Origin of the sequence: Flavobacterium luteolum, assembly GCF_027111275.1 — a bacterium.
Classification (GTDB): Bacteria; Bacteroidota; Bacteroidia; order Flavobacteriales; family Flavobacteriaceae; genus Flavobacterium; species Flavobacterium luteolum.
Genome location: NZ_CP114286.1, coordinates 1,230,633 through 1,253,277, shown reverse-complemented (window position 1 = coordinate 1,253,277; position 22,645 = coordinate 1,230,633). Strand labels below are relative to the sequence as shown.

The window sequence follows — 22,645 nt, the reverse complement described above, 5'->3', positions numbered from 1 at the left end:
AATTGGTTAATCAAATATAATTCGAATTCTTATAGCTGATTCTTACAAATTGTTAATGTTTTTGTAAAATCTGTTAATGACTTGTAAAGCCTGTGCAATTGTATTTAATAGTTAAGATTAACTCCAAATCCAATTCCCATATCGCTGTCATAATGCGTTGTAATTCCAAAGTTTCGGGCAACAATATATTTCAACCCTGCCATATATTCCTTGTCTGTATTCCACATTAGATTCATTCGCAATCTTTGTGAAAGCGGAATATCTTTTCGTTCAAATTGTATTCTCACATTTCCATCTGTATAAACCTCAACCTGTGCTTTTATGAGCATTGGTAAAGTATATTCAACACCTAAACTAAAAACCGAACGATTGTCTTTGGTGTTTTTCTGTCCAAAAAGATTCTGTTCTTGTTCGTCTATTCCCATTTTTCGGTAACGCCAGTCAAAACCAATAAAAGGCATCAACCACTGATTTTTTCCTATATATCTTCCAATGTGAGTTTCCGTTTCATAACCATGTTTATCATTATAACCCAATCTCCATTCGGTTCCAATACTCCATCTGGTATTGCTAAACATGGCTTCACCATCATTTCCGTTAGTTGCAAAATCATTTTCTGCTCTAAAATGAAACATACGGTCATCCATTTTTAGCATTTTAAAGGCCATTTCAGGATGATGTATTAATGGATTTGGCGCTGAATTTTCATAACTAAAAATCCTTCCCATTCCCGCCATCATATGATATAAAATGTGACAGTGAAAGAACCAGTCGCCATCAGCATTTGCCTGAAACTCGATCGTATCGGTTTCCATTGGCATAATGTCAATCACATTTTTGAGAGGAGAATAATCGCCATGTTCATTTAAAATTCTAAAATCATGTCCGTGCAAATGCATTGGATGTCGCATCATCGAACCATTGTATAAAACAATACGAACATTTTCTCCTTTTTTAATTAGAATTTTATCCGTTTCAGAAACCACTTTATTATCCAAACTCCAGACATAACGATTCATATTTCCAGAAAGCGTAAAACGCAATTCTTTTACAGGCGCATCTTTTGGAAGATTAGTTTTAAACGGAGATTTCAACATTCCATAATTCAAAGTCACAATTTCAGTTGTTTCAGTGCTGTCACTTTCCATTTTCATGCCTTCCATATTATGGTTCGAATGATCCATTGTTGGTTTAGAATTTTCATCTTCACCCGAAATTTCAGGATACATTACGGCATTCATGTCCATTTTGTTCAAAGTCATATTCATGCCCATATCATTCATTTCGCCATTCATTTTCATCATATCGTTCATCATTTTCATTCCCTCAAAATATTTTAATTTTGAAAGATGATGAATAGACTGTTTTTCTCCATTTCCTAAAAACAAAGCCGCAGATCCCGTTCTGTCTTCGGCTGTTGCCAAAAAAGCAAAAGATTTAGGAGCTTCAGGAATCGTAACAACAACATCGTAAGTTTCAGAAACGGCAATAATCAAACGATCTACTTCTACAGGTTCGACATCATTTCCGTCGCTCGCTACGACGGTTATTTTTCCGCCGCCATAAGTCAGCCAGAAATAACTTGAAGCGCCTCCGTTGGCAATTCGTAATCTTACTTTTGAACCTGGTTTAAAGTCCGAAAGCTGCTGTTCATTTTTTCCATTGATTAAAAACTTTTCATAATAAACATCACTGACATCCATCGCGTTCATTCTTTTCCATTCGTTGGTTACTTTGGTCGAAAAATGTCCTTGTTTTACAGCTTCGGCATAACTTTGGGTTGTTCCTTTTTTAATTGCAAACCAATCATTGGCATTGTGCAGCATTCGCTGAATATTCTCTGGTTTTAAATCAGACCATTCACTTAAAATAACTGGAATAGTTGGCAAATCATCAATGCCTTTTCGAACAGTTGAATCGTCTTTTTTCTTATTGATGATAAAAAGTCCGTACAAACCAATTTGTTCCTGTAGACCCGAATGACTATGATACCAATACGTTCCGTTTTGAATAATAGGAAAAGTATATTTATGAGTAGTTCCAGGCTCAATTGGCATTTGAGTCAGGTACGGAACACCATCTTCCTTATTTGGCAGAAATAATCCGTGCCAGTGCATCGAAGTCGTTTCTTTTTTGAGTTCGTTATGCACATAAATTTCGGCAATATCGCCTTCAGTAAAAGTTAGAGTAGGCATCGGAATTTTTCCGTTTACCGCAATCGCACGTTTTTCTTTACCCGAAAAATTGACAATCGTATCGCGAACATGCAAATCATAACGCACTACTTTTTGCGCCTCTAACTGAATAGCGATTAAAAAAAGCACAAGTATATATTTTATTTTTGTCATCGATTATAATTTTAAAGCGTTGGATTAAATTGAACACAGTTTAATTTTAACACATAGAAACATAGATTTTTGTGTCTAAAAAAGAGCATAAAAGAAATAAGTTTCCACACATAGCTAAACTATGTGCACTGAAGCAAGTGAAACGCCTTTAACCGCAAAGCAGAACTATGATTCTATGTGTTAAAATAATTTCGCTCCAACTTACAATTTTAAATTTCTCAATCGTAAAGCATTTACGATTACGGAGACAGAACTCAAACTCATAGCAACCGCAGCCAACATCGGCGAAAGCAATATTCCTAAAAACGGATATAAAATTCCTGCTGCAATTGGAACGCCCAAAGTATTATATATAAAAGCAAAGAATAAATTCTGTTTGATATTTGACATTACAGCATGGCTGAGGTTTTTAGCTTTTACAATTCCGTTTAAATCGCCTTTTACCAAAGTAATTTTAGCGCTTTCAATTGCAACATCTGTTCCTGTTCCCATAGCAATTCCGATGTTAGATTGAGCCAAAGCAGGCGCATCGTTAATACCGTCGCCCGCCATTGCAACAATTTTTCCTTCCGCCTGAAGACGTTCAATTTCTTTTAATTTATCTTCTGGAAGACAATCCGCTTTAAAAGAACTCAAATGCAAATGTTCTGCAACGGCTTTTGCAGTATTATGATTATCGCCTGTCATCATGATAACCTGAACGCCTTGAGCGATTAATTCTTTAATAGCCTTTGCACTGTTTTCTTTGATAGCATCGGTAATCGCAACATAACCTAAAACTTCTTTTTCAATTGCGATATATGAAATAGTTTTTCCAAGATTTTGTTCGGCAGTTACTTTGTTTTCTAAATCTGAAGAAACAGAAACACCAATTTCATCCATTAATTTTTTATTTCCTAAAGAAACTTTTTTATTTTCGATAGTTCCTAAAACTCCTTTTCCAGCAATAGTTTCAAAACCTTGAACTTCTTTGAATGAACTATTTTTTGCTTTCGCGAAATTGACTACGGCTTGCGCCAAAGGATGCTCACTATGCTGATTTAACGAGGCAATGTTTTGAAGCAGAAAATCTTCATTATTATTAACGGCATATATTTTTTCTACAGAGGGTTTTCCTTCTGTAATTGTTCCCGTTTTATCTGTGATCAAAACATCAATTTTATTCATGTTCTCTAAGGCTTCGGCATTTTTAATTAAAATTCCGTTTTGAGCTCCTTTTCCAACACCAACCATAACCGACATTGGAGTTGCTAATCCAAGCGCACAAGGACAAGCGATAATTAAAACTGCAATTGCATTAATCAATCCGTAAACGTAAGCGGGTTCCGGACCAAATTTTGCCCAAAGAAAGAATGTTAAAATCGAAATAATTACAACAGTCGGCACAAAATATTTAGAAACGCGATCGGCTAATTTCTGAATTGGAGCACGAGATCTGCTGGCATCGTTTACCATTTGAATAATCTGCGAAAGCATTGTTTCTGAGCCGACTTTTTCGGTAATCATAACAAATGATTTTGTTCCGTTTATTGTTCCAGAAATTACAGCATCGCCTGTTTTTTTATCAACAGGAATAGGTTCTCCAGTTATCATCGATTCATCGATACTGCTTTCGCCAGTAGTTATTTTTCCGTCAACCGGAATTTTTTCTCCTGGTTTTACACGAAGTAAATCGCTCTTTTTAATGTTATGAATAGAAATTACTTTGTCAATTCCGTTTTCAACCAAAGTAGCCTCAGTTGGGGCTAATTTTAATAGTTCTTTTATGGCTCCATTAGTTTGTCCATGGGCTTTGGCTTCCAATAATTGTCCTAATAAAACTAAAGTGATAATTACGGTTGCGGCTTCAAAATACAAATGAATGGTTCCGTGATGCGATTTAAATTCGGCTGGAAAAATATCTGGAAAAAACATTCCGACAATACTGAAAAGGAAAGCAACACTAGTTCCTATTCCAATTAAAGTAAACATATTTAAATTCCATGTCGCAATAGATTTGTAGGCACGAACAAAAAACATCCATCCTGCATAAAACAAAACTGGAATTGAAAATAAGAATTGCACCCAGTTCCATTTTTCGATAGACATTATATTGTAAAGCGGATTATTCGGAATCATTTCTGACATTGAAATAATGAAAATAGGAAGCGTAAACAAAATCGCGATTTTCATTTTCTTTAATAAGTCAGTGTAAGTTTTGTTTTCTTCACTTTCAGAAGCTTGCATTGGAACTAAATCCATTCCGCAAATCGGACAATCGCCAGGTTCGTTCGAAACGATTTCTGGGTGCATCGGACACGTAAATTGCGTTGCCGTTATGGCAACCTGAGGCACTAGATCCATTCCGCACACTGGACAATCTCCAGGTTTGTTGTACGTTTTGTCTCCTTCGCAATGCATTGGGCAATAATAAACGCCATTTGCACTGTGCACATGTACTTTTTTAGTTTCTGTTTTATGATGATTATGGTTGTGATTCTCTTTTTTATGGCCAGAGCAGCAAGATTTAGCTTCGCCGTGATTTTTAGGAGAATCCATTTCAATAGTATAATTTCCTGCGGCAGACAAAACCTCTTGAAATTTTTCTGTTGGTACATGTTTGTCCATTGTTATTGTAGCAGTCGGAGGATTTAGAGTTACTTCTGCCTGAACACCTTCAACTTCATTTAAAGTTTTTTCTACTTTAGTTCGGCATCCGTTGCAAGACATTCCTGAGATTATATATTGATGAGTCATTGTATTGGTTTTTAAGTATTACAATGCAAATTTCCGAAGTAAGTCTGAGTTCGGTTTGTAGAATTTTGGGAATGATTTGTAAGATTTACTAAATGCTGTTTTTTTAACGCAAAGGACGCAAAGAATTTACGCAAAGAGGACTAAGTTTTTTTTGTTTAAAGATTAGAGAATTCTCAAAGCTTTGCGCATAAAAAGTTAGCCACAGATTAAAAAGATTAACACAGATTTTTGAAATCCTTTTAATCCTTTAATGTGTGGCTAAAAATCTTTGCTCCCGATAGCTATCGGGATTGCGTAAACCTTAGCGTGCTTTGCGGTTATAAAAAACTACAAATTCTCGACATGAAATGCTGTTTTTTAACCGTTAAGCACGTAAGGATTTTTGATATGCTGGTTTTTATAAAAACGCAAAGTTCGCAAAGCTTTGTCTTAAAACATCTTTGCGAACCTTGCGTTCCCGATAGCTATCGGGATTGTGTGCTTTGCGGTTAAAAAAAGCTACAAATTCTCGATCTGAATACGCTTATTATCTTTCAATTGTTTAAATGAAGTAGGAGTGTAGCCAGTAATTTTTTTGAATTGATTGCTCAAATGCGCTACATTACTGTAATTTAGGATATCAGCAATTTCGCTTAATGAAAGCTCATTATAAATCAATAATTCTTTTACTTTTTCAATTTTCTGATTGATAAAATACTTTTCGATTGTTGTGTTTTCGATTTCAGAAAATAAGTTGCTTAATGAATTATAATCTTGATTTAAGTTTTCTGCGAGATATTCTGATAGGTTGATTTTTAAATCATTGTTTTTATGATGAACCAAATCTACAATCAGGTTTTTTATTCTTTCGACTGTTTTTGTTTTTTTATCATCGAGTAGATCAAAACCCAAAGATTGCAGGTTTTCTAATAAAATCTCTTTTTGCAAATCGTTGATTTCTTCCTGTAGTTCAACTTCTCCTAATTCTACAGAAATAGGTTGAAGTCCGAGTTTTTCGAACTCAGACTTCACCACCATTTTGCATCGGCTGCACACCATATTTTTGATGTAAAGCTTCATATTTATTTGATCGTTTCTACCACATTTCCGCAAGTCAGCATCGAAGAACCATAATATGGATTTTTAACTGCTTTTTCTTTGCTTAACCAATCTGCATCTGCCATTGGGCAATATTGTTTATAGATTGGCTGTTCTGGACTTGAAACTTTTATTAAATCGTAAGTGCTTTTAGACAATGATTTAAAAGTTTCGCGCTGTTTTTTAAGATCTGTTGTAGTTGAAATACTTTTGGCATCTGCAGTTAATTTTTTTAGCACTTTCATCCAAACGGTATGTTCGTTGCTTTTTAATTTGTCCATTTTTACGGCAGTAATAGCAGTCAATAAAGTTGCAGCTTTCGCCGAAGTTAATTTGCTATCACTTTTAATAAGCGCATCTTTTACCGAAAAATAAGCATCGTAAACAGATTGCAGCTGACTTGCATCTGCAATTTCTGTTGTTCCTGATTCAGCTCTTAATGTATTTGCCTGAATATTATTTGCACTAAAAAATACTGTTAGTACAGTTGCTAAAGCTATAATTGATTTTTTCATTGTATATATTATTTGATTAAAGGACTTTAAATTTCCCTTAAAGTTAATTAAAAATTCGTTTCAATAAGACCCAATATAGGCTGTCAACAATTCAATAATTATATTTTAGGCTTAAGCCAGATAGAAGTGAATCCAGAAGAAATATCGGATTCGTTATAAGAGGAGATAATGTTTTTTAAAGAAAAATTGAATACATCGTTTTGCAGATCAAAATTATTTGAATCTAAAATAACAAATTGTAGCACAGAGGTATTACAGCTAGAATGACGGCATTTACCATCGCAATCTTGTTTTTCTTTTTTAGAAGTCTTCTTTTCACAGCACTTTTTAGAGCAACTGTCAGTTTCTTTTGAAATTTCTTTATGATGTCCCATGTTACATGCGTAATTAACGCTAGGATTCAAGAAGAAACTCAGCGTTAGGAAAAGCATTATTATGTGGACTTTTTTGGTCAAAGAAATTGTTTTATGAATACAAATTTAGTTAAAAATATTCGCAGAAATTATTTTTTAAGATTTCGATAACTAGAGTTTTTTAAAATCGGTTGGTTTCATGTTTCTGCGTTTTTTGAAATAATTGGTCAAATGGCTTTCGTCTGTAAAACCAAACTCGTAGGCAATTTGTTTAATGGGCAATTGATTATTGTGAAATCTCTTTTCGATTAAAGTCATTCTTAAATTATGAATGTATTCGCGATAACTAATGCTGAAAGTTCTTTTAAAATAAGCACTAAAATACGTTTGAGCAATATTGAAATGTTCTGCAATTACTTTTATCTGAACCAGTTTTGGCTGATAAATATTCTGATGAATATAATTGGCAATTTGTTCATTATCCAAATGTTTCGATGTCATCTGTAGATTCATACATCGTATGGTTTCTTTAATAAGTCCAAAAATCGAAAGGATCTGATAGAATACAATTGGAGAATTGGTAACATCAATATACTCTCCGTATTTTGTAATGTTCTCGACAGTATTTTTTAGGATAGTTTTACAAGGCTCATCAAATTTTAAAACTGTTTCTTTTAAAATTTTATCGCGCATAAAACTTTCAGGTGTATGAATCAAGAATTCGTCACAGGTTAAGTTTTGTTTCGAGTTAAAATAATTATCGGTGAATTTGATAAAAATAAAACGAGTACTTTTTTTAATATCGAAGTAATGTTCGTCATCGGGAGAGATTACAAATAGATCGCCTGCTTTATAATGAAGAAGATTGTTATTTATGTGATGAATGCCGCTTCCTTTTTTGATATAGATGATTTCGTAGTAGGTATGCGTATGTGGCGGAAGATGGAATTTCTCTTCTTCAAACTCGTCAAGGACAAGTGTCTTAAACTGATTTAATTTCGGCATAACTTAAATATACAATTTTATGTCACAAATTTACAATTTATTTTTTGCTTAACGGTGTTAACTTTGCAACGTAGAAATCATTCCTTTCTACTTTTAATAAAATGAAAAAAAGTCTTATTGCACTCTCTTTAGGAGGGTTAACTATTGGAATTACAGAATTTGTAATGATGGGATTACTCCCAGATATTGCTTCAGATATGAAAGTTTCAATTCCTGTTGCTGGATATTTAATTTCATCTTATGCACTTGGAGTTGTTATTGGAGCACCTTTATTAGTAATCGCAGGAAGAAATTATGCGCCAAAAAAAATGCTTTTGATTTTAGCTTTAATGTTGGCCGTTTTTAATGCTTTATCAATTATCGCACCTAGTTATAATATTTTATTTGCTTCTCGATTTCTTTCAGGTTTACCGCATGGAGCTTTCTTTGGAGTGGGAGCGGTAGTCGCAAGTCGTTTGGCAGACAAAGGGAAAGAAGCGCAGGCAATTTCTATAATGTTTGCTGGTTTGACTATTGCTAATTTAATTGGTGTGCCAATTGGGACTTATATCGGGCACCACTTTATTTGGCGTTATACTTTTGTATTAATTGCTATTGTAGGTCTGTTGACATTTTTAGCTATTTATTTATGGATGCCAAATCTAGAGAAAGGAGAAAGCGTGAATATGAAAACGCAACTTCAGTTTTTTAAGAAAACAGAAGCCTGGCTAATCATCGGAATTACAGCAATTGGTTTCGGAGGTTTATTTGCATGGATTAGTTATATCGCACCTCTTTTGATTAATGTTTCTAAATTTTCGCCAGAAGACGTTTCTTCTATCTTGATTCTGGCTGGGTTAGGAATGGTCGTTGGTAATTTCGTGGGAGGTAAATTGGCAGATCGTTTTTCGCCAGCGCCAACAACGTTGGCTCTACTGCTTGTTATGTCAACTGATTTGATTTTGGTTTATTTCTTCTCATTCAATCAATATGTTTCTTTATTTCTAACTTTCTTAACTGGTGCCATTTCGTTCTCGGTTATTGCGCCAATTCAAATGTTGATGATTAGAACTGCAAAAGGAGCGGAGATGATCGCTTCGGCATCTCTTCAAGGAAGTTTTAACATTGGAAATGCCTTAGGGGCTTTTCTAGGCGGTTTACCTTTAGCGGCAGGATTTAGTTATTCTTCTCCTAATCTTATCGGAGTTGTAATGTCGGTTATCGGAATGATCATTACATTCATATTGATGAGGTTACATCAAAAGCAAGTTCAGGTACAAGCTATCTGATTTTAAAATATTCAATTTTCTTAGCCCTTAACTTTTGTTTAAGGGCTTTTTTTGTGCTTATAAAGACGCAAACTTATAGTCAAAATTACTTTTTCCTTCATTTTGTCGACTTCATTTATAGGTAAAATCATTGTAAATTTTAAAATATAAATGTAATCACGCTAATTTTTTTAGCTTGATTTTAACTTTTTAAGTGTAAAAATAACACCTAATAATTTCGTAATAGTTATTGATGTAATCGATTGTTTTTTTTTATAAAAATCGAATCAAATGCATGAATAATAAAAATATATTTAATATTTTATCTTGAGATAAATTAGATATGTCATAGAAAAAGTCGCTATATTTTTTAATATGTAATTTTTTTTATGAAATTTTTATGAAATTTTATTTTTCGTTTTAAAAAAATATCTATGTTTGTGTAATCGATTACAACTTTATTTTTAATCTTCGAAATCGATTAAGTTGTATGATGGAAAACAGAGCAAAAATAAAGCTTTGGGGGAGAGGTAAATAAATTACTGTTAAATAAAAACCACAAATATTAACTATAAAATGAATTGAAAGTAACCACAAAAAACCACTTAAACCAAAAAGAAAAAACTTTTAATAACTTAAACAATCAACCATGAACTTTAAAGAACTATTAAACAAAGGAGCAAATTTTTGCTTTAAACTTGTTTTCTTACTGTGCTTATTGATCGGTAGTCAAGTACACGCTCAGGGCACAACGATAGAGGGAACCGTGAAGGATGCCGCGGGACTTTCTCTTCCTGGGGTAAACGTCTTAGAAAAAGGAACTAAGAACGGAACTTCTACCGATTTTGACGGGCATTACAAAATAAAACTGACTAATCCGAAAGCAGTATTAAGTTTTTCATTTATAGGTTTCCAGAGCATTAATGTTCCAACAGAAGGAAAGACAAAAGTGAATGCAACAATGATTGAAGATTCTAATAACTTGAATGAAGTTGTTGTAATTGGATATGGAACTGCTAAGAAATCTGATTTAACAGGTGCTGTGTCAACTATTTCAGGAGCTGATTTAAAAAAGGTACCAGTAGCAAATGTTGCTGAAGCTTTAACAGGTCGTATAGCGGGTGTGCAGGTAACTGCAGCAGAAGGTTCTCCAGATGCAGATATTAAAATTAGAGTTCGTGGAGGGGGATCGCTTACTCAAGATTCTTCGCCATTGATTATTGTGGATGGTTTTCCGATTAATAATATGAATGATATTTCTTCATCTGATATTGAAACAATGACTGTTTTAAAAGATGCCGCTTCAACTGCAATCTACGGATCACGTGGTGCAAATGGGGTAATTCTTATTACAACAAAAAGCGGAAAAGATGGGAAAATAGCAGTAAACTTCAATATGTTCTATGGTATGAAAACGATGGCCAAAGATATTGATGTTTTGTCGCCTGAGGATTATACGAAATGGCAATACGAGTATGCTTTGCTTTCTCAAAGCGGAACAAAAGTGCCTACTAATCCAGATTCATACACTAAGTATTTTGGAAATTGGGAAGATCATGATATGTACAACGGTTTAAAAGGAGATGATTGGCAAAAACAAATCTTTGGACGTACTGGTGAGGTGCAAAGCCGTGATTTAGGAATTAGAGGAGGAACAGATAAACTTAATTATAATTTTAATTATGCGCACTACGATGAAAAAGCTATCATGGTAGGCTCAGATTACAGAAGAAATAACTTAGCATTAGCTTTAAAAAGCAAATTAAATGATAAGATTGATGTAGCTTTTACAATGCGTTATTCAGATACAGAAATTGATGGTGGTGGTGTAAACGAGCAAAACGAAAAATCTTCTTCAGATTCTCGTATGCGTACTATTGTGGGTTACGCACCGCTTCCTGTACAAGGTTTGACATCAGATGATACTACTGGAGACGGAACAGATGTTTTAATAAATCCTTTTACAGCTATATCAGATAATAACGCACAGCAGTTTCGTAAAAACTTTAATATGTTAGGAAGTTTTGGATGGGAAATTGTTGATAATTTGAAATTGAAAGTAGATTTAGGTTTAGATAATTCTAACATTACAGATTATCGTTTTTACGGAAGATCAACTTATTACGTAAATAATTCGCCAACAGCTACTTTACAAGGTTTACCTGCAATGATTATGTCAGATGGTAAACAAAAACGTTTTAGAAATGCTAATACATTAAATTACGACTTCAAAAAAATAATGGGAGAGGATCATCATTTGACTGCTCTTGTTGGAGAAGAAAGTATTACCTATACTACAAATACAGTAACAAGTACAATACATGGATATCCAAGTTTCTTTGATTTTGAAAAAGCAAAAACTCTAACCACACAAGGTACTCCTCAAGCAGTAGATAATTATTACAGCCCTGATGATAGATTATTATCTTTCTTCGGACGTGCAAATTATGATTACAAAAATCGTTATTTACTTTCAGCTACATTCCGTGCAGATGGATCTAGTAAATTTTTAGGAACAAACCGTTGGGGATATTTCCCAGCTTTTGCAGCAGGATGGAAAATGTCAGAAGAAAATTGGCTAAAAAATAAATCTTGGTTAAGCCTTTTAAAGTTAAGAGCAAGTTATGGTGAAGCAGGTAATAATAATATTCCTGTTGGACAGCAAATTCAAATTTTTCAATCGACACCAACAACATGGCTTAATGGGGTTACTAGCGTTTGGGCACCTTCTAAAACAATGCCTAATCCTGATTTGAAATGGGAAACAACAGTTACTCAGAACATTGGTTTAGATTTTGCATTTTTCAAAAATCGTTTAAGTGGTAATTTTGATATCTATAAAAATCTAACAAACGACTTATTGCTTAATTTCCCAGTTTCAGGAGTTGGATATGATTTTCAATACCGTAACATGGGACAAAACCAAAATAAAGGTTTCGAGGCTACTATAAACGTTGTTGCAATTGAAAAAGCGAAATATGGATTGAATTTTTCATTCAACATGGCAGTAAACAAAAACCGTATTAACTCATTGGGTATTATGAGTGATTTTGGTGCAGCTACTAATTGGGCTTCTTCACAAATTGGAGATGATTATCTTATAGCGGTTGGTTCTTCTTTAGGAAGTATGTACGGTTACAAAAATGATGGAAGATATGAAGTTTCAGACTTTGATTATGTTGGAGGAAAATATGTCTTAAAAAGCGGTGTAGTGAATACTTCTACTTCTTTGGTTGGTGACGGAAGTTCTCTTAAACCTGGAGACATGAAACTTAAAGATGTTAATGGAGATAACGTAGTAGATGGTAAGGATAAAACAGTTATTGGTAATGTTAATCCTAAAAGTTCAGGAGGTTTTGTTATTAACGGTAACGCTTATGGTTTTGACTTAATGGCTGCTTTTAACTGGAGTATTGGTAATGATGTTTATAATGCGGATAAAATTGAATTTTCTACAGCGACAGCATCAGGAAAATATAAGAACTTAAATTCTACAATGGCTGATGGAAAAAGATGGACTAACTTGGATCCTGCAACGGGTCAATTAGTAACAGATCCTACAGCATTGGCAGATTTAAATGCAAATACAACTATGTGGTCTCCATACATGAGACAAGCTATCTTTACTGATTGGGCAGTTGAAGACGCATCGTTTTTAAGATTAAATACTTTAACATTAGGGTATTCAATGCCTGAGATGTTTACATCTAAACTTGGAGTTTCTAAATTGAGATTTTACTTGACAGGAAGCAATATTTTTGTTTGGACTAACTATTCTGGCTCTGACCCAGAAGTTTCAACAAAAAGAAAAACTCCACTTACTCCTGGGGTTGATTCGAGTCCTTATCCAAGAAGCAGACAAATGATTTTTGGTATGAATCTTAATTTCTAATTTAAACGATTACAAAAATGAAACATAAAATAATAATAGCAGGATTGATCATTTCGGGTTTATTTAGTTCTTGCCAGCAATTTGAAGATGATTACCTAGATACACCTGCAAAATCGACACTAGAGCCATCTTTGATCTTTTCTGAAGTAGCACTTGCAAAAGGAGCTGTTGATGGAATAAAAGTGCCATTTGCTGAAACAAATTCTTATAGAGGAAGATTTTTGCCATATTACGGACTTAATACTGATGTAGAATGGTTTGCTGCTTCACAAACGGCAGGAGACAAAGCAGATCTTTGCGTTTATGATCCTAAGCCAACAAATACCGAAATGAATACTACCAATAATGCTTATGCAATGATGTATCAAGGTATTGAGCGTGCCAATATTTGTATTGTAGGTTTACGTCAATATGGAAACCCTGTGCCTGGTAGCGAAATGGGGCAATTACTAGGAGAGTCTTTAACACTAAGAGCAATTTATTATGCTGATTTACTTAAAACTTGGGGAGATGTTCCAGCTCGTTTTGAACCAATATCTACAGCAACTTTATATTTGCCTAAATCAAGTAGAGATGTTATTTACAAACAAATAATTGCAGATTTAGGAGAAGCTTCTACATTGGTTGCTTGGCCTAATCAAACTTCATATACAAGTACAGTAGAACACGTTAATAAGGCTTTTGTAAAAGGATTTAGAGCACGTTTGGCTTTGGCTGCAAGTGGTTTCCAACAATATCCTGATGGAGTAAGAAGAAGTAATGATCCAGATCTTTCAGTTGCTTCTATGTATGCATTGGCATTAAAAGAATCTCGTGAAGTAATCCAAAGTGGCTCAGCCCGTTTAGAATCTACTTTTGAAGGATTATGGAGAAAATACAACGAAGAAGTTACTACAGCTGGAGGAGAATCTCTATGGGAACTTCCTTTTTCTGACGGACGTGGTAGAATGTTATTTACGTTTGCTGTAAAACATACTGCTGCTGCAGATCAATTTCAAGCTAATGGCGCTAACCGTGGAGGTGTCGCTGGACCATTGCCATTTGTTTTCTACGATTACGATCAAGCAGATACTCGTAGAGATGTTACTTGTGTACCTTATAAATATGGTGCAGCAGTTAATGGAATTGCAAAACAAGAATTAGGTTCATTAGATACGTGGTATTTTGGTAAATACCGCTACGAATGGATGAAACGTTATGTGACATCTACAAATGATGACGGAGTTAATAAAATGTACATGCGTTATGCAGAGGTGCTTTTAATTGCTGCTGAAACGGCAAACGAATTAGAAGGACCAAGTGCAGCAGCTCCTTATTTAAAAGAAATCCGCAGAAGATCATTTGCATCAGCTAATCAGGCTGTAAAAGTTGACGCTTATGTAGATGGTTTAACTAGTAAGGATGCAATGTTTAATGCTCTTGTTTTGGAAAATAAATATGAGTTTACAGGAGAAATGGAGCGTAAACAAGCGCTTATCCGTTGGAATTTGCTTAAAGTAAAATTAGACGAAGCAAAACAAAAAATGACAGAACTATCAGCTCGCTCAGGACAGTATGCTGATGTGCCAGCAACTTTGTATTATAAATATAAAGCGGATAATGTAAGTTTAGATATTTACGGGCTTAATCGCGGAGAAACTACAAATCCGGGAGTATTGTATTCATCTACTTCATGGACTTGGACAGGCACAGCAGCTGATGCTAAGATAGCTTCATTGTACAAACCAGGAGTTAATCCTGATAACAGACAATTTTGGCCAATATGGCAAGTGTTTATTAGTGCAAGTAATGGTCAATTAAAAAATGATTACGGTTATGAAAATCTTTAGAAATTAATAATCAATTAGAAGTTATTATGATGAAAACAATAAATATATTTAAAGGATTAATAACCGTATTACTTCTTTCTGTAGCTGTTTCTGGCTGTGAAAGTTATAATGAAGCGTTATTAGACGATATAGGAAATACAAGAGAATTTTCTCCAATTGGACTTAAAGCAACAATTAGAAATAAAACTATTGTCGAACTAGATTGGACGGTTAAAAAAGGTGAAAATGCAGATCATTTTGTAGTAGAATTTAGTGCCGATGACCCTAGTTTCAGTACAATTTATAAAACTATTAATGTAGCACCAAAAGAACTTCCTATACAAGTGCCTCTAGAAGGAGAGACAGTTTATTCTATTAGAGTAAAATCTGTTACTTCGGGATTAGAAGATTCAAAATGGTCAGTTATAACTGCCACGACATTATCAGAACAAATAATGTTTCCTGTTCAAGATGCAGATATTGAAGCAACTCAAGTTACATTAAGATGGGTTCCAAATAGCGCTGTGACACAAATTACCGCTATGCCTGGAAATATCGTGCATACTATTACAGCTGCTGAAAAAACAGCTGGAGTAGCTACTTTAACAGGCTTAACACCTGAAACCGCTTATACAGCAATTTTATACAACGGTACGAAGAAAAGAGGTGATGCAACATTTACAACAGGAATAGATATTGGAACTGGAATATTAGTTAAATTAGGAGATGATGTGCTTCAAAAAATTACTAACGCACCTTCTGGATCTGTTTTAGTTTTCATGCCAGGTGATTATACAGCTCAAACAGGGACAATTGCAGTAAATAAAACATTGACATTAAGAGGTTTGAGACCAGGCGATAAGCCAAAACTTAAGTTCAATTTCACTCTTGCTAACAACCCTAATAATGCAAGCGAAGTAGTTAATTTCTCTTTAGTTGATATCGATTTAAGTGGAGCAGGAACGACTGGTGGGGCGATTGCAATTAGTTCGCCAGCTACAACACAATTAGGTGATGTATTAATTAGTGGCAGTTATGTTCATGATTTCCCATCTCAATTAATGTATGGAAATGCATCGGCAAAACTAAAATCGTTCACTGTAGATAATAGTATTATTAAAAATGTAAATACTGCTTCTGGTGCTGATTTTATCGATTTCAGAACTACTTATGTAGCAAATGTATCTTTAACAAAAAGTACATTTGACACTTGTTCATCTCGTGATTTCATACGTTTAGATGCAGCAGCAGGGCTAACAGGAACAGGATTAACAAGCAATGTGCTAATTGATGGATGTACAATTTATGCTCCAACACTTCCAGCTGCTAGTAGAATCTTGTATGTACGCTTTGTTACAAATGCTTTAATAGTGCGTAATACGATATTAAATGTTGGATCAGCAGTTTATACAAATACTACTGCAACAGCCGTTCCGACGTTCTCAAATAATAATAATTTCAATTCGCCTAATTTACAGTCTACAGCAAGTAACAATAGACCAGATGCTTCTGCAACTGTATTAGATCCTCAATTTACAAGTGCGTCAACGGGTGATTTTACTATTAAGAATCAAACATTAATTGATAGAAAAGTAGGAGATCCACGTTGGATAAAATAAAAAATCGTGGTTGATTAAATAGAGAAAAGCGGGATACAATTTACTTTGTAATCCCGCTTTTTTAGTTTTCAGTCTCAGTCGCTGAAAACTGTGACTGAGACTGAAAACTAAAAAATCATTCAATAGATAAATCAAATTTTTCTAATAAACCTGCAAGCGCCGTATGCGAAACCTTTGTTCCTTTAATCTTATTTTCTGACGGATCAAAAGCATAGTTTCTAGAACTTCTAAAATCTGTTTTTTCTAAAATGCTTTCCACGAAAGTGGCGCCAGAAAGATCACAATTTTTAAAAACGGCAAAAGATAAATCGGTATTTGAGAAATCAGTTTCTTTTAAAAGGCAATCTGTAAAATTGGTTTTCTTTAGTTTTTTGTAAATGAAAGTAGAATAGTCTAGAACGCAATCTTCAAAATTCATTGAAAACAAAAAACTATTGCAGGCACTAAAGTCAAGTCCCATTAATTTACAGCCAATAAATTTGATGTTTTTCAATCCCGTATTTCGCAAAGTTGTCAACGAAAGATTGCAGTTTTTAAATGTGCAATCTAGAAAGTCGTTATGGCTCAAATCACTTTTAGAAAAGTTGCAGTTTATGAATTCGCAGTTTACAAATTCGGTATTGGCTAAACTTTGATCCGAATAATCAATCGTTTCAAAAGTTCGGTTTTGGTATAATTTTGATTCCATATAAATTTAAAAAGGCATGTAAGAGTTATTCTAATTCGATACAATCGAATACAGGATTATTTTCAAGTAAGGCTGCAACATTCAATTCGCTGTCGACTCTCAGAATGTTGTCGCAATCTTCTAGGTCAAAATTCCACAAAGAATCAGGTAATAATTCATTTAGAAGCGCAGAAGCCGATTCAAATTTGGCCTCGCTATCAACGGAAGTTTTAAAAACATAAATCATAATTTGCATTTTTGAGGTAGCAAATTTCTGAAAAACGTCTACATATTTGTTAGGATTCTCTAATCAATAATTAGGACTTATCAATCATTTTTCGATAACGAATAGGAGAAATTCCTTCTGTTTTTTTAAAGAAACGACTAAAGTAAGATTGATCTTCAAAGCCTACTTGCGTTGCGATTTCACCTACAGAAAGTGTGGTTTGAAACAATAAATATTTAGCTTCAAGCAATATGTTTTCGTCAATCCATTTAACAGCAGATTTTCCTGTTATGGTCTTAACACATTTATTCAGATGGTTTGGAGTAACATTTAGTAGAGATGAATAATAATTAACCTGATGCTGTGTTTTTATATGATCATGAATTAGCTCTTTAAACTTTGCTGTGATTGCTTCTGCTGCCGAAATATTTTTCACAGTTTTCACAGCATTTTTATTCATCTCATAAAACAAAGTAATGAGATAAGATTGTACAATATTCAAATCTGCAATTGTAGTTTCTGAATATTCCTTTTTCAATCGTTCCAAGATATTGGTTATGGCGCCAACATCTTCAGTTGCTAGTTTTATTTTTGGATCTCCCGAAATTTTTAGAAAATCAAAATCGTTAAGAAGTTCACGACTTCCATATTTCCGAATCAAAATATCAGGATGAAATTGGCAGATAAATCCTTTATGAATATTGTTAACATTATCAAGCGAAAAAATCTGACCAGCCGGAACCATAATTATTTCGTTATCGGTCGTGGCATATTCCTGATAACCCAATTTCATAACATGCTGACCTGACGAAATAAAAATCAAAGTATGGCAAGAATGTTTCGAAGGCGGAACAGGATGCTGCATCTGCATCATTTCTTCGATTTCGAGACAGAAAAAATGATCCGAATTCGATTTGAAAAGTAAGTGAATAGGATTGTCTTCTCCCAGAAACTTTTCTCGAAATCCTTTTGGATTATAGGTTTTTATTTTCTCTGCCTGCTTTTTCATTTTAATAATACAATCTAAAATCAAGCAGTTTGCATAAATTGTAATGTTTCGCGTAAAGATCTTCAACGACTTCAATTAAGTTGTCGTTTTCCTGATACAAACTAAAAAAAGCTTTGTCGATGGTACTGCAACTGGCAATTTTATTATAAGTAGAACCATAGCCAGAAATGGCTCTTGCTCCAGTAATATCTAAGAAATATTGTGCTTCTTCTTCGTTTAAATCTAAAACCTTAAGATTGGCAAAATGAATGATTTTGCCTTTCATTTTACCTTCAAACAATTCGGCAATTTCTTCGATGCTGTAATAATAATCGTGAAGGCAGATATTGTTTTCCTGACCTGGCATTGCCAAATAAATAATCTCATAATCTTTGAAATTATGATCTTCGTAAAGTAAAATATTCAAGCTTTCTTCTAAACCTTCAATCGTGTCGCAGGTTTTATGGATGCTTGAAATGCCTTGGTCAATAGCCAGCTCTTCCAGACATTTTACCACATTGGTCGGGGTATGATCGTCTATATCTTTAACGCCTTCAAGGCAGAAAATAAATTTTTCATTATCCATGCAGTTATTCTTTCTGGTTTTTAGACATTTTTTTCTGGTTGTAGCAAAAGTATTTTTTAAATCATAAAATCCAATAGAGAAAACAGACTTTAACGTCTTTTTTTGATTTTAAATTTAGGTTACAGCGGCGTAAATTTTAAAGCGTATTTTTGTAAACCGAAAATAAATTACACATGATACAAATTAACCAAACGGCATCATTTGCTGTTGAAGATATATTATTCTGCTTTGCGCTTGAATCTGAAGCAGCAGAAGTTTTTAAAGACCAAAATGTCTTATTTACAGGAATCGGGAAAGTAAATGCTGCTTACGAATTGACAAAATCGATTCAAAAGAAAAAGCCGTCCGTAATTATTAATTTGGGTTCGGCAGGAAGTAGCTGTTTTCAAAAAGGAGATGTCATCTGCTGTACCAAATTTGTTCAAAGAGATATGGACGTTCGTGGTTTGGGTTTTGCTTTATACGAAACACCTCTTTCGGGTTTGCCGCCAGTTTTAGAATATGGTTTATTAATGGACGATCTTCAAGAAGGAATCTGCGGAACTGGAGATAATTTCGAAATGGGACATTGCTCAGATGCATACAATGTTGTCGATATGGAAGCTTACGCTCTTGCTATGATTGCCATGAAAGAAAATATTCCTTTCTTAAGCTTAAAATATATTTCTGACGGAGCCGATGATAATGCCGCCGAAGACTGGACGGTTCAAGTTCATAAAGCCGCAATTGCTTATGGTAAAATTTTAGGTTTGATAAAAGAATCAGAAGCCATTTCTTAATTGAAATGGCTTTTGTCTTTTTAGGAAGTTGCTCCGTAGGAGCGACACATTAATCTTTATCGAGACATATAGTTTTTAAACAAATACAGTCCACAAACAACAAGAATACTCATTCTAACATAAAACTGATAAGTATTTGATGGGTTATTTTGGCTAATCAAAGGACAGTAGTTTACCTCTGCATTTGAGAAACTTTTTAACTTTATGGTTTTCATTTTTTGATGAAAAACGAATTAACTATTGAAACCAAAATGATTTTTATTATGAAGAAAATTGCAATGCTGTGTTGTGCTTTTTTGCTGATGGGAAAAGCTGTGACGCAGGAAATCCCGTTAGTGTCTAATATTTCAGCTCGAAACAATATTACTTTAAATGGAAAATGGAGATATATTGTAGATCCTCTCGAAAACGGATATTTTAATTACCGATTAGAGCCTTTTAAAGACAACGGATTTTTTGAAAATAAAAAATGGAACACCACAGAACTGAGCGAATATAATTTTGCGACCTCAGCAGTAATGGATATTCCGTCTGATTGGAATTCGAAAGATGAAAGATTGTTTTTTTACGAAGGAACGGTTTGGTTTCAGAAAGACTTTAATTATAAAAAAGATGCAAAATCTAAAGGAATTCTTCATTTCGGGGCAGTCAATTATGATGCGAAAGTTTACGTAAACGGAAAATTGGCAGGAACACACATTGGAGGTTATACACCTTTCAATTTTGATGTAACCGATTTATTAGTTGAAGGAAACAATTTCGTAGTAGTAAAAGTCGATAACAAACGCCATAAAGACAACGTTCCAACGGTAAACATGGATTGGTGGAATTACGGCGGAATCACAAGAGATGTAACTCTGGCTCAAGTTCCGAATACGTATATCGAAGATTATTTGGTTCAATTGGATAAAAAAGAAAAAGGAAAAATTTCGGCTTGGATAAAACTAAACAGCGAATCGGCAAATCAAACAGTTTCGGTTTCCATTCCAGAATTGAAAATTAAAAAAAGCGTTACGACCGATGCTAAAGGAATAGCGTATTTTGAAATCAAAGCCAATCCTGTTTTATGGACGCCTGAAAAGCCAAAATTATATGATGTAACCATTTCTAAAGCAGATGAAAATATTACTGATCAAATTGGTTTTAGAACTATTGAAACTAAAGGCAAAGAAATTCTCTTAAACGGGAAAAAAGTCTTTTTACGCGGAATCAGCATTCACGAAGAAGCGCCTTCTAGATCTGGAAGAGCTTGGTCTGAAGAAGATGCAATTACATTGCTAACTTGGGCAAAAGAATTGGGCTGTAATTATGTTCGATTGGCGCATTATCCACACAACGAAAATATGGTTAAAAAAGCCGAAAAAATGGGATTGATGATTTGGTCTGAAGTGCCAGTTTATTGGACCATTTCGTGGACAAATCCGGATACGTATGCCAATGCCGAACGCCAATTGCATGACATGATTTACAGAGATAAAAACCGTTGCGGAATTGTAATTTGGTCAATTGCCAATGAAACGCCTCATGGCGATGATCGTGATGTTTTTTTAAGCAAATTAGCAAAATACGCACGCACACAAGATAATTCTCGTTTAATAAGTATGGCGATGGAAGTTACTTCGAGTTCCAATAATATCAATACGCTTCATGATAATATGAACGAATATGTTGATATTGTAAGTTTTAACCAATATTTGGGCTGGTACAGAGGAACTAATGAATCTTGTAAAGACATGCAATGGGTAATTCCGTACAACAAGCCTGTTATCATAAGTGAATTTGGTGGCGAAGCGTTACAAGGTTTACATGGAGATAAGAAAGAACGCTGGAACGAAGAGTATCAGGAAGAATTGTACATTCAAAACACGCAAATGTTTAATAGAATTGAAGGTTTGGCCGGAGTTTCACCTTGGATTCTCGTTGACTTTAGATCACCAAGAAGACAGCTTGCAGATATTCAGGATTTCTTTAATCGCAAAGGTTTAATATCGAATAACGGAATAAAAAAGAAAGCTTTTTATGTAATGAAAGATTGGTACAAACAAAAAGAGGAAGAATATAAATAAGATAAAGTTAGATAAAGTGAAAAATCTTCAAAGTCATTTTTGATTTTGAAGGTTTTTTTTATGTTTTTTCCTTAATTTTAATTTGAAAAATTAAAAGACATAAATGGAAATAGAAATTGTCATAAGATTACTTTTAGCCGCATTTTGGGGAGCGCTAATCGGAGCCGAAAGAGAGTATAGAGGAAAAGCTGCGGGTTTGCGAACTACAATAATGATTTCTGTTGGAGCTTGTTTCTTTACCTTAATGTCAGAATGGATTGGTGGGCCTGGAAATCCCGATAGAATCGCTTCTAATATTGTTACTGGTTTAGGATTTCTTTGTGCGGGAGTAATATTTAGATCAGACAATCATGTTTCTGGTATTACAACAGCAGCGACAATATGGTCGGTTGCGGCGGTTAGTATGGGAGTAGGAGCGGGTTATTATTTTGCTTCGGCTTGCGCGGCACTTATGATTCTTATAATTCTAACGATGCTAACTTTTCTTCAAGATAAAATTGACCTAATCAACGAACATAAAACGCTTCGAATAACCTTTAAACGTTCAGACGCAGGACACGCAAGATGCAAAGAACTTTTTTCTACTTATGGTATAAAATCTAAACTGTTAGTGCAACACCGTACTGTAGATCATATTATTTTAGAATGGCAGATACACGGCTCTAAACATGCTATAGAATCTTTGTATGCTTCGCTTTTGCAAGATCCAATTTTTGAAGAATTAGTGCTATAG

The 22,645-nt window shown here is 34.2% G+C and carries 17 protein-coding genes; 7 read left to right on the top strand and 10 right to left on the bottom strand.

Annotated elements, in window-relative coordinates:
- Positions 1-104: 104 nt before the first annotated feature.
- The 6 genes from OZP10_RS05155 to OZP10_RS05130 all read right to left on the bottom strand — a co-directional run bounded on the left by OZP10_RS05155 (position 105) and on the right by OZP10_RS05130 (position 8,034).
- Positions 105-2,348, bottom strand: a complete 2,244-nt coding sequence (locus OZP10_RS05155) for a multicopper oxidase family protein (protein ID WP_281633789.1) — start codon at positions 2,346-2,348, stop codon at positions 105-107.
- A 201-nt stretch (positions 2,349-2,549) separates the two neighbouring features.
- Positions 2,550-5,084 carry a heavy metal translocating P-type ATPase gene (locus OZP10_RS05150; protein ID WP_281633788.1) on the bottom strand — a complete coding sequence of 845 codons (2,535 nt, stop codon included), beginning with the start codon at positions 5,082-5,084 and terminating at the stop codon, positions 2,550-2,552.
- Between the two features lie 498 nt (positions 5,085-5,582).
- Positions 5,583-6,143 (bottom strand): helix-turn-helix domain-containing protein, encoded by a 561-nt coding sequence (locus tag OZP10_RS05145; RefSeq protein WP_281633787.1) that lies wholly within the window; start codon positions 6,141-6,143, stop codon positions 5,583-5,585.
- A 2-nt stretch (positions 6,144-6,145) separates the two neighbouring features.
- Complete coding sequence (locus OZP10_RS05140; protein ID WP_281633786.1) at positions 6,146-6,676, bottom strand: DUF3347 domain-containing protein; 531 nt, start codon at positions 6,674-6,676, stop codon at positions 6,146-6,148.
- Between the two features lie 98 nt (positions 6,677-6,774).
- Entirely contained in the window at positions 6,775-7,050 is a 276-nt protein-coding gene (locus OZP10_RS05135; protein ID WP_281633785.1) for a hypothetical protein, read from the bottom strand.
- A 150-nt stretch (positions 7,051-7,200) separates the two neighbouring features.
- Entirely contained in the window at positions 7,201-8,034 is an 834-nt protein-coding gene (locus OZP10_RS05130; protein ID WP_177212555.1) for an AraC family transcriptional regulator, read from the bottom strand.
- Positions 8,035-8,135: 101 nt separating this feature from the next.
- Here OZP10_RS05130 and OZP10_RS05125 point away from each other — a divergent pair, with 101 nt between their 5' ends.
- From OZP10_RS05125 to OZP10_RS05110, 4 genes are all read left to right on the top strand, one after another.
- Positions 8,136-9,302: an MFS transporter gene (locus tag OZP10_RS05125; protein WP_281633784.1), complete on the top strand. Its 1,167-nt coding sequence runs from the start codon at positions 8,136-8,138 to the stop codon at positions 9,300-9,302.
- 628 nt (positions 9,303-9,930) lie between these two features.
- Positions 9,931-13,173, top strand: a complete 3,243-nt coding sequence (locus tag OZP10_RS05120; protein WP_281633783.1) for a SusC/RagA family TonB-linked outer membrane protein — start codon at positions 9,931-9,933, stop codon at positions 13,171-13,173.
- 17 nt (positions 13,174-13,190) lie between these two features.
- The gene (locus OZP10_RS05115) at positions 13,191-15,002 is read left to right on the top strand and encodes a RagB/SusD family nutrient uptake outer membrane protein (protein ID WP_281633782.1); all 1,812 of its coding nucleotides are present in this window, start codon (positions 13,191-13,193) and stop codon (positions 15,000-15,002) included.
- Between the two features lie 26 nt (positions 15,003-15,028).
- The gene (locus OZP10_RS05110; RefSeq protein ID WP_281633781.1) at positions 15,029-16,600 is read left to right on the top strand and encodes a DUF5123 domain-containing protein; all 1,572 of its coding nucleotides are present in this window, start codon (positions 15,029-15,031) and stop codon (positions 16,598-16,600) included.
- 115 nt (positions 16,601-16,715) lie between these two features.
- Here the strand turns inward: OZP10_RS05110 and OZP10_RS05105 are convergent, their stop codons facing one another.
- The 4 genes from OZP10_RS05105 to OZP10_RS05090 form a co-directional block, all read right to left on the bottom strand.
- A complete protein-coding gene (locus tag OZP10_RS05105) occupies positions 16,716-17,288 on the bottom strand; it encodes a pentapeptide repeat-containing protein (RefSeq protein WP_281633780.1) in 573 nt (190 codons plus the stop codon).
- A 25-nt stretch (positions 17,289-17,313) separates the two neighbouring features.
- Positions 17,314-17,514: a hypothetical protein gene (locus tag OZP10_RS05100; protein WP_281633779.1), complete on the bottom strand. Its 201-nt coding sequence runs from the start codon at positions 17,512-17,514 to the stop codon at positions 17,314-17,316.
- Between the two features lie 70 nt (positions 17,515-17,584).
- Positions 17,585-18,502, bottom strand: coding sequence for a helix-turn-helix domain-containing protein (locus OZP10_RS05095; protein WP_281633778.1), 918 nt, complete (start codon positions 18,500-18,502; stop codon positions 17,585-17,587).
- Between the two features lies 1 nt (position 18,503).
- Entirely contained in the window at positions 18,504-19,067 is a 564-nt protein-coding gene (locus tag OZP10_RS05090; protein ID WP_281633777.1) for a DUF6642 family protein, read from the bottom strand.
- Between the two features lie 173 nt (positions 19,068-19,240).
- Between OZP10_RS05090 and OZP10_RS05085 the strand changes: the two genes are divergently transcribed.
- The 3 genes from OZP10_RS05085 to OZP10_RS05075 all read left to right on the top strand — a co-directional run bounded on the left by OZP10_RS05085 (position 19,241) and on the right by OZP10_RS05075 (position 22,645).
- Positions 19,241-19,846, top strand: coding sequence for a 5'-methylthioadenosine/S-adenosylhomocysteine nucleosidase family protein (locus OZP10_RS05085; protein WP_281633776.1), 606 nt, complete (start codon positions 19,241-19,243; stop codon positions 19,844-19,846).
- Positions 19,847-20,109: 263 nt separating this feature from the next.
- Positions 20,110-21,912, top strand: coding sequence for a glycoside hydrolase family 2 protein (locus tag OZP10_RS05080; protein WP_281633775.1), 1,803 nt, complete (start codon positions 20,110-20,112; stop codon positions 21,910-21,912).
- 103 nt (positions 21,913-22,015) lie between these two features.
- Positions 22,016-22,645 (top strand): MgtC/SapB family protein, encoded by a 630-nt coding sequence (locus OZP10_RS05075; RefSeq protein WP_281633774.1) that lies wholly within the window; start codon positions 22,016-22,018, stop codon positions 22,643-22,645.

What these genes read in the sequence shown, in the direction of transcription:
- OZP10_RS05155 (WP_281633789.1), bottom strand. Translation starts at nt 2,348, where the DNA reads ATGACAAAAATAAAATATATACTTGTGCTTTTTTTAATCGCTATTCAG.
- OZP10_RS05150 (WP_281633788.1), bottom strand. Translation starts at nt 5,084, where the DNA reads ATGACTCATCAATATATAATCTCAGGAATGTCTTGCAACGGATGCCGA.
- OZP10_RS05145 (WP_281633787.1), bottom strand. Translation starts at nt 6,143, where the DNA reads ATGAAGCTTTACATCAAAAATATGGTGTGCAGCCGATGCAAAATGGTG.
- OZP10_RS05140 (WP_281633786.1), bottom strand. Translation starts at nt 6,676, where the DNA reads ATGAAAAAATCAATTATAGCTTTAGCAACTGTACTAACAGTATTTTTT.
- OZP10_RS05135 (WP_281633785.1), bottom strand. Translation starts at nt 7,050, where the DNA reads ATGGGACATCATAAAGAAATTTCAAAAGAAACTGACAGTTGCTCTAAA.
- OZP10_RS05130 (WP_177212555.1), bottom strand. Translation starts at nt 8,034, where the DNA reads ATGCCGAAATTAAATCAGTTTAAGACACTTGTCCTTGACGAGTTTGAA.
- OZP10_RS05125 (WP_281633784.1), top strand. Translation starts at nt 8,136, where the DNA reads ATGAAAAAAAGTCTTATTGCACTCTCTTTAGGAGGGTTAACTATTGGA.
- OZP10_RS05120 (WP_281633783.1), top strand. Translation starts at nt 9,931, where the DNA reads ATGAACTTTAAAGAACTATTAAACAAAGGAGCAAATTTTTGCTTTAAA.
- OZP10_RS05115 (WP_281633782.1), top strand. Translation starts at nt 13,191, where the DNA reads ATGAAACATAAAATAATAATAGCAGGATTGATCATTTCGGGTTTATTT.
- OZP10_RS05110 (WP_281633781.1), top strand. Translation starts at nt 15,029, where the DNA reads ATGATGAAAACAATAAATATATTTAAAGGATTAATAACCGTATTACTT.
- OZP10_RS05105 (WP_281633780.1), bottom strand. Translation starts at nt 17,288, where the DNA reads ATGGAATCAAAATTATACCAAAACCGAACTTTTGAAACGATTGATTAT.
- OZP10_RS05100 (WP_281633779.1), bottom strand. Translation starts at nt 17,514, where the DNA reads ATGATTTATGTTTTTAAAACTTCCGTTGATAGCGAGGCCAAATTTGAA.
- OZP10_RS05095 (WP_281633778.1), bottom strand. Translation starts at nt 18,502, where the DNA reads ATGAAAAAGCAGGCAGAGAAAATAAAAACCTATAATCCAAAAGGATTT.
- OZP10_RS05090 (WP_281633777.1), bottom strand. Translation starts at nt 19,067, where the DNA reads ATGGATAATGAAAAATTTATTTTCTGCCTTGAAGGCGTTAAAGATATA.
- OZP10_RS05085 (WP_281633776.1), top strand. Translation starts at nt 19,241, where the DNA reads ATGATACAAATTAACCAAACGGCATCATTTGCTGTTGAAGATATATTA.
- OZP10_RS05080 (WP_281633775.1), top strand. Translation starts at nt 20,110, where the DNA reads ATGAAGAAAATTGCAATGCTGTGTTGTGCTTTTTTGCTGATGGGAAAA.
- OZP10_RS05075 (WP_281633774.1), top strand. Translation starts at nt 22,016, where the DNA reads ATGGAAATAGAAATTGTCATAAGATTACTTTTAGCCGCATTTTGGGGA.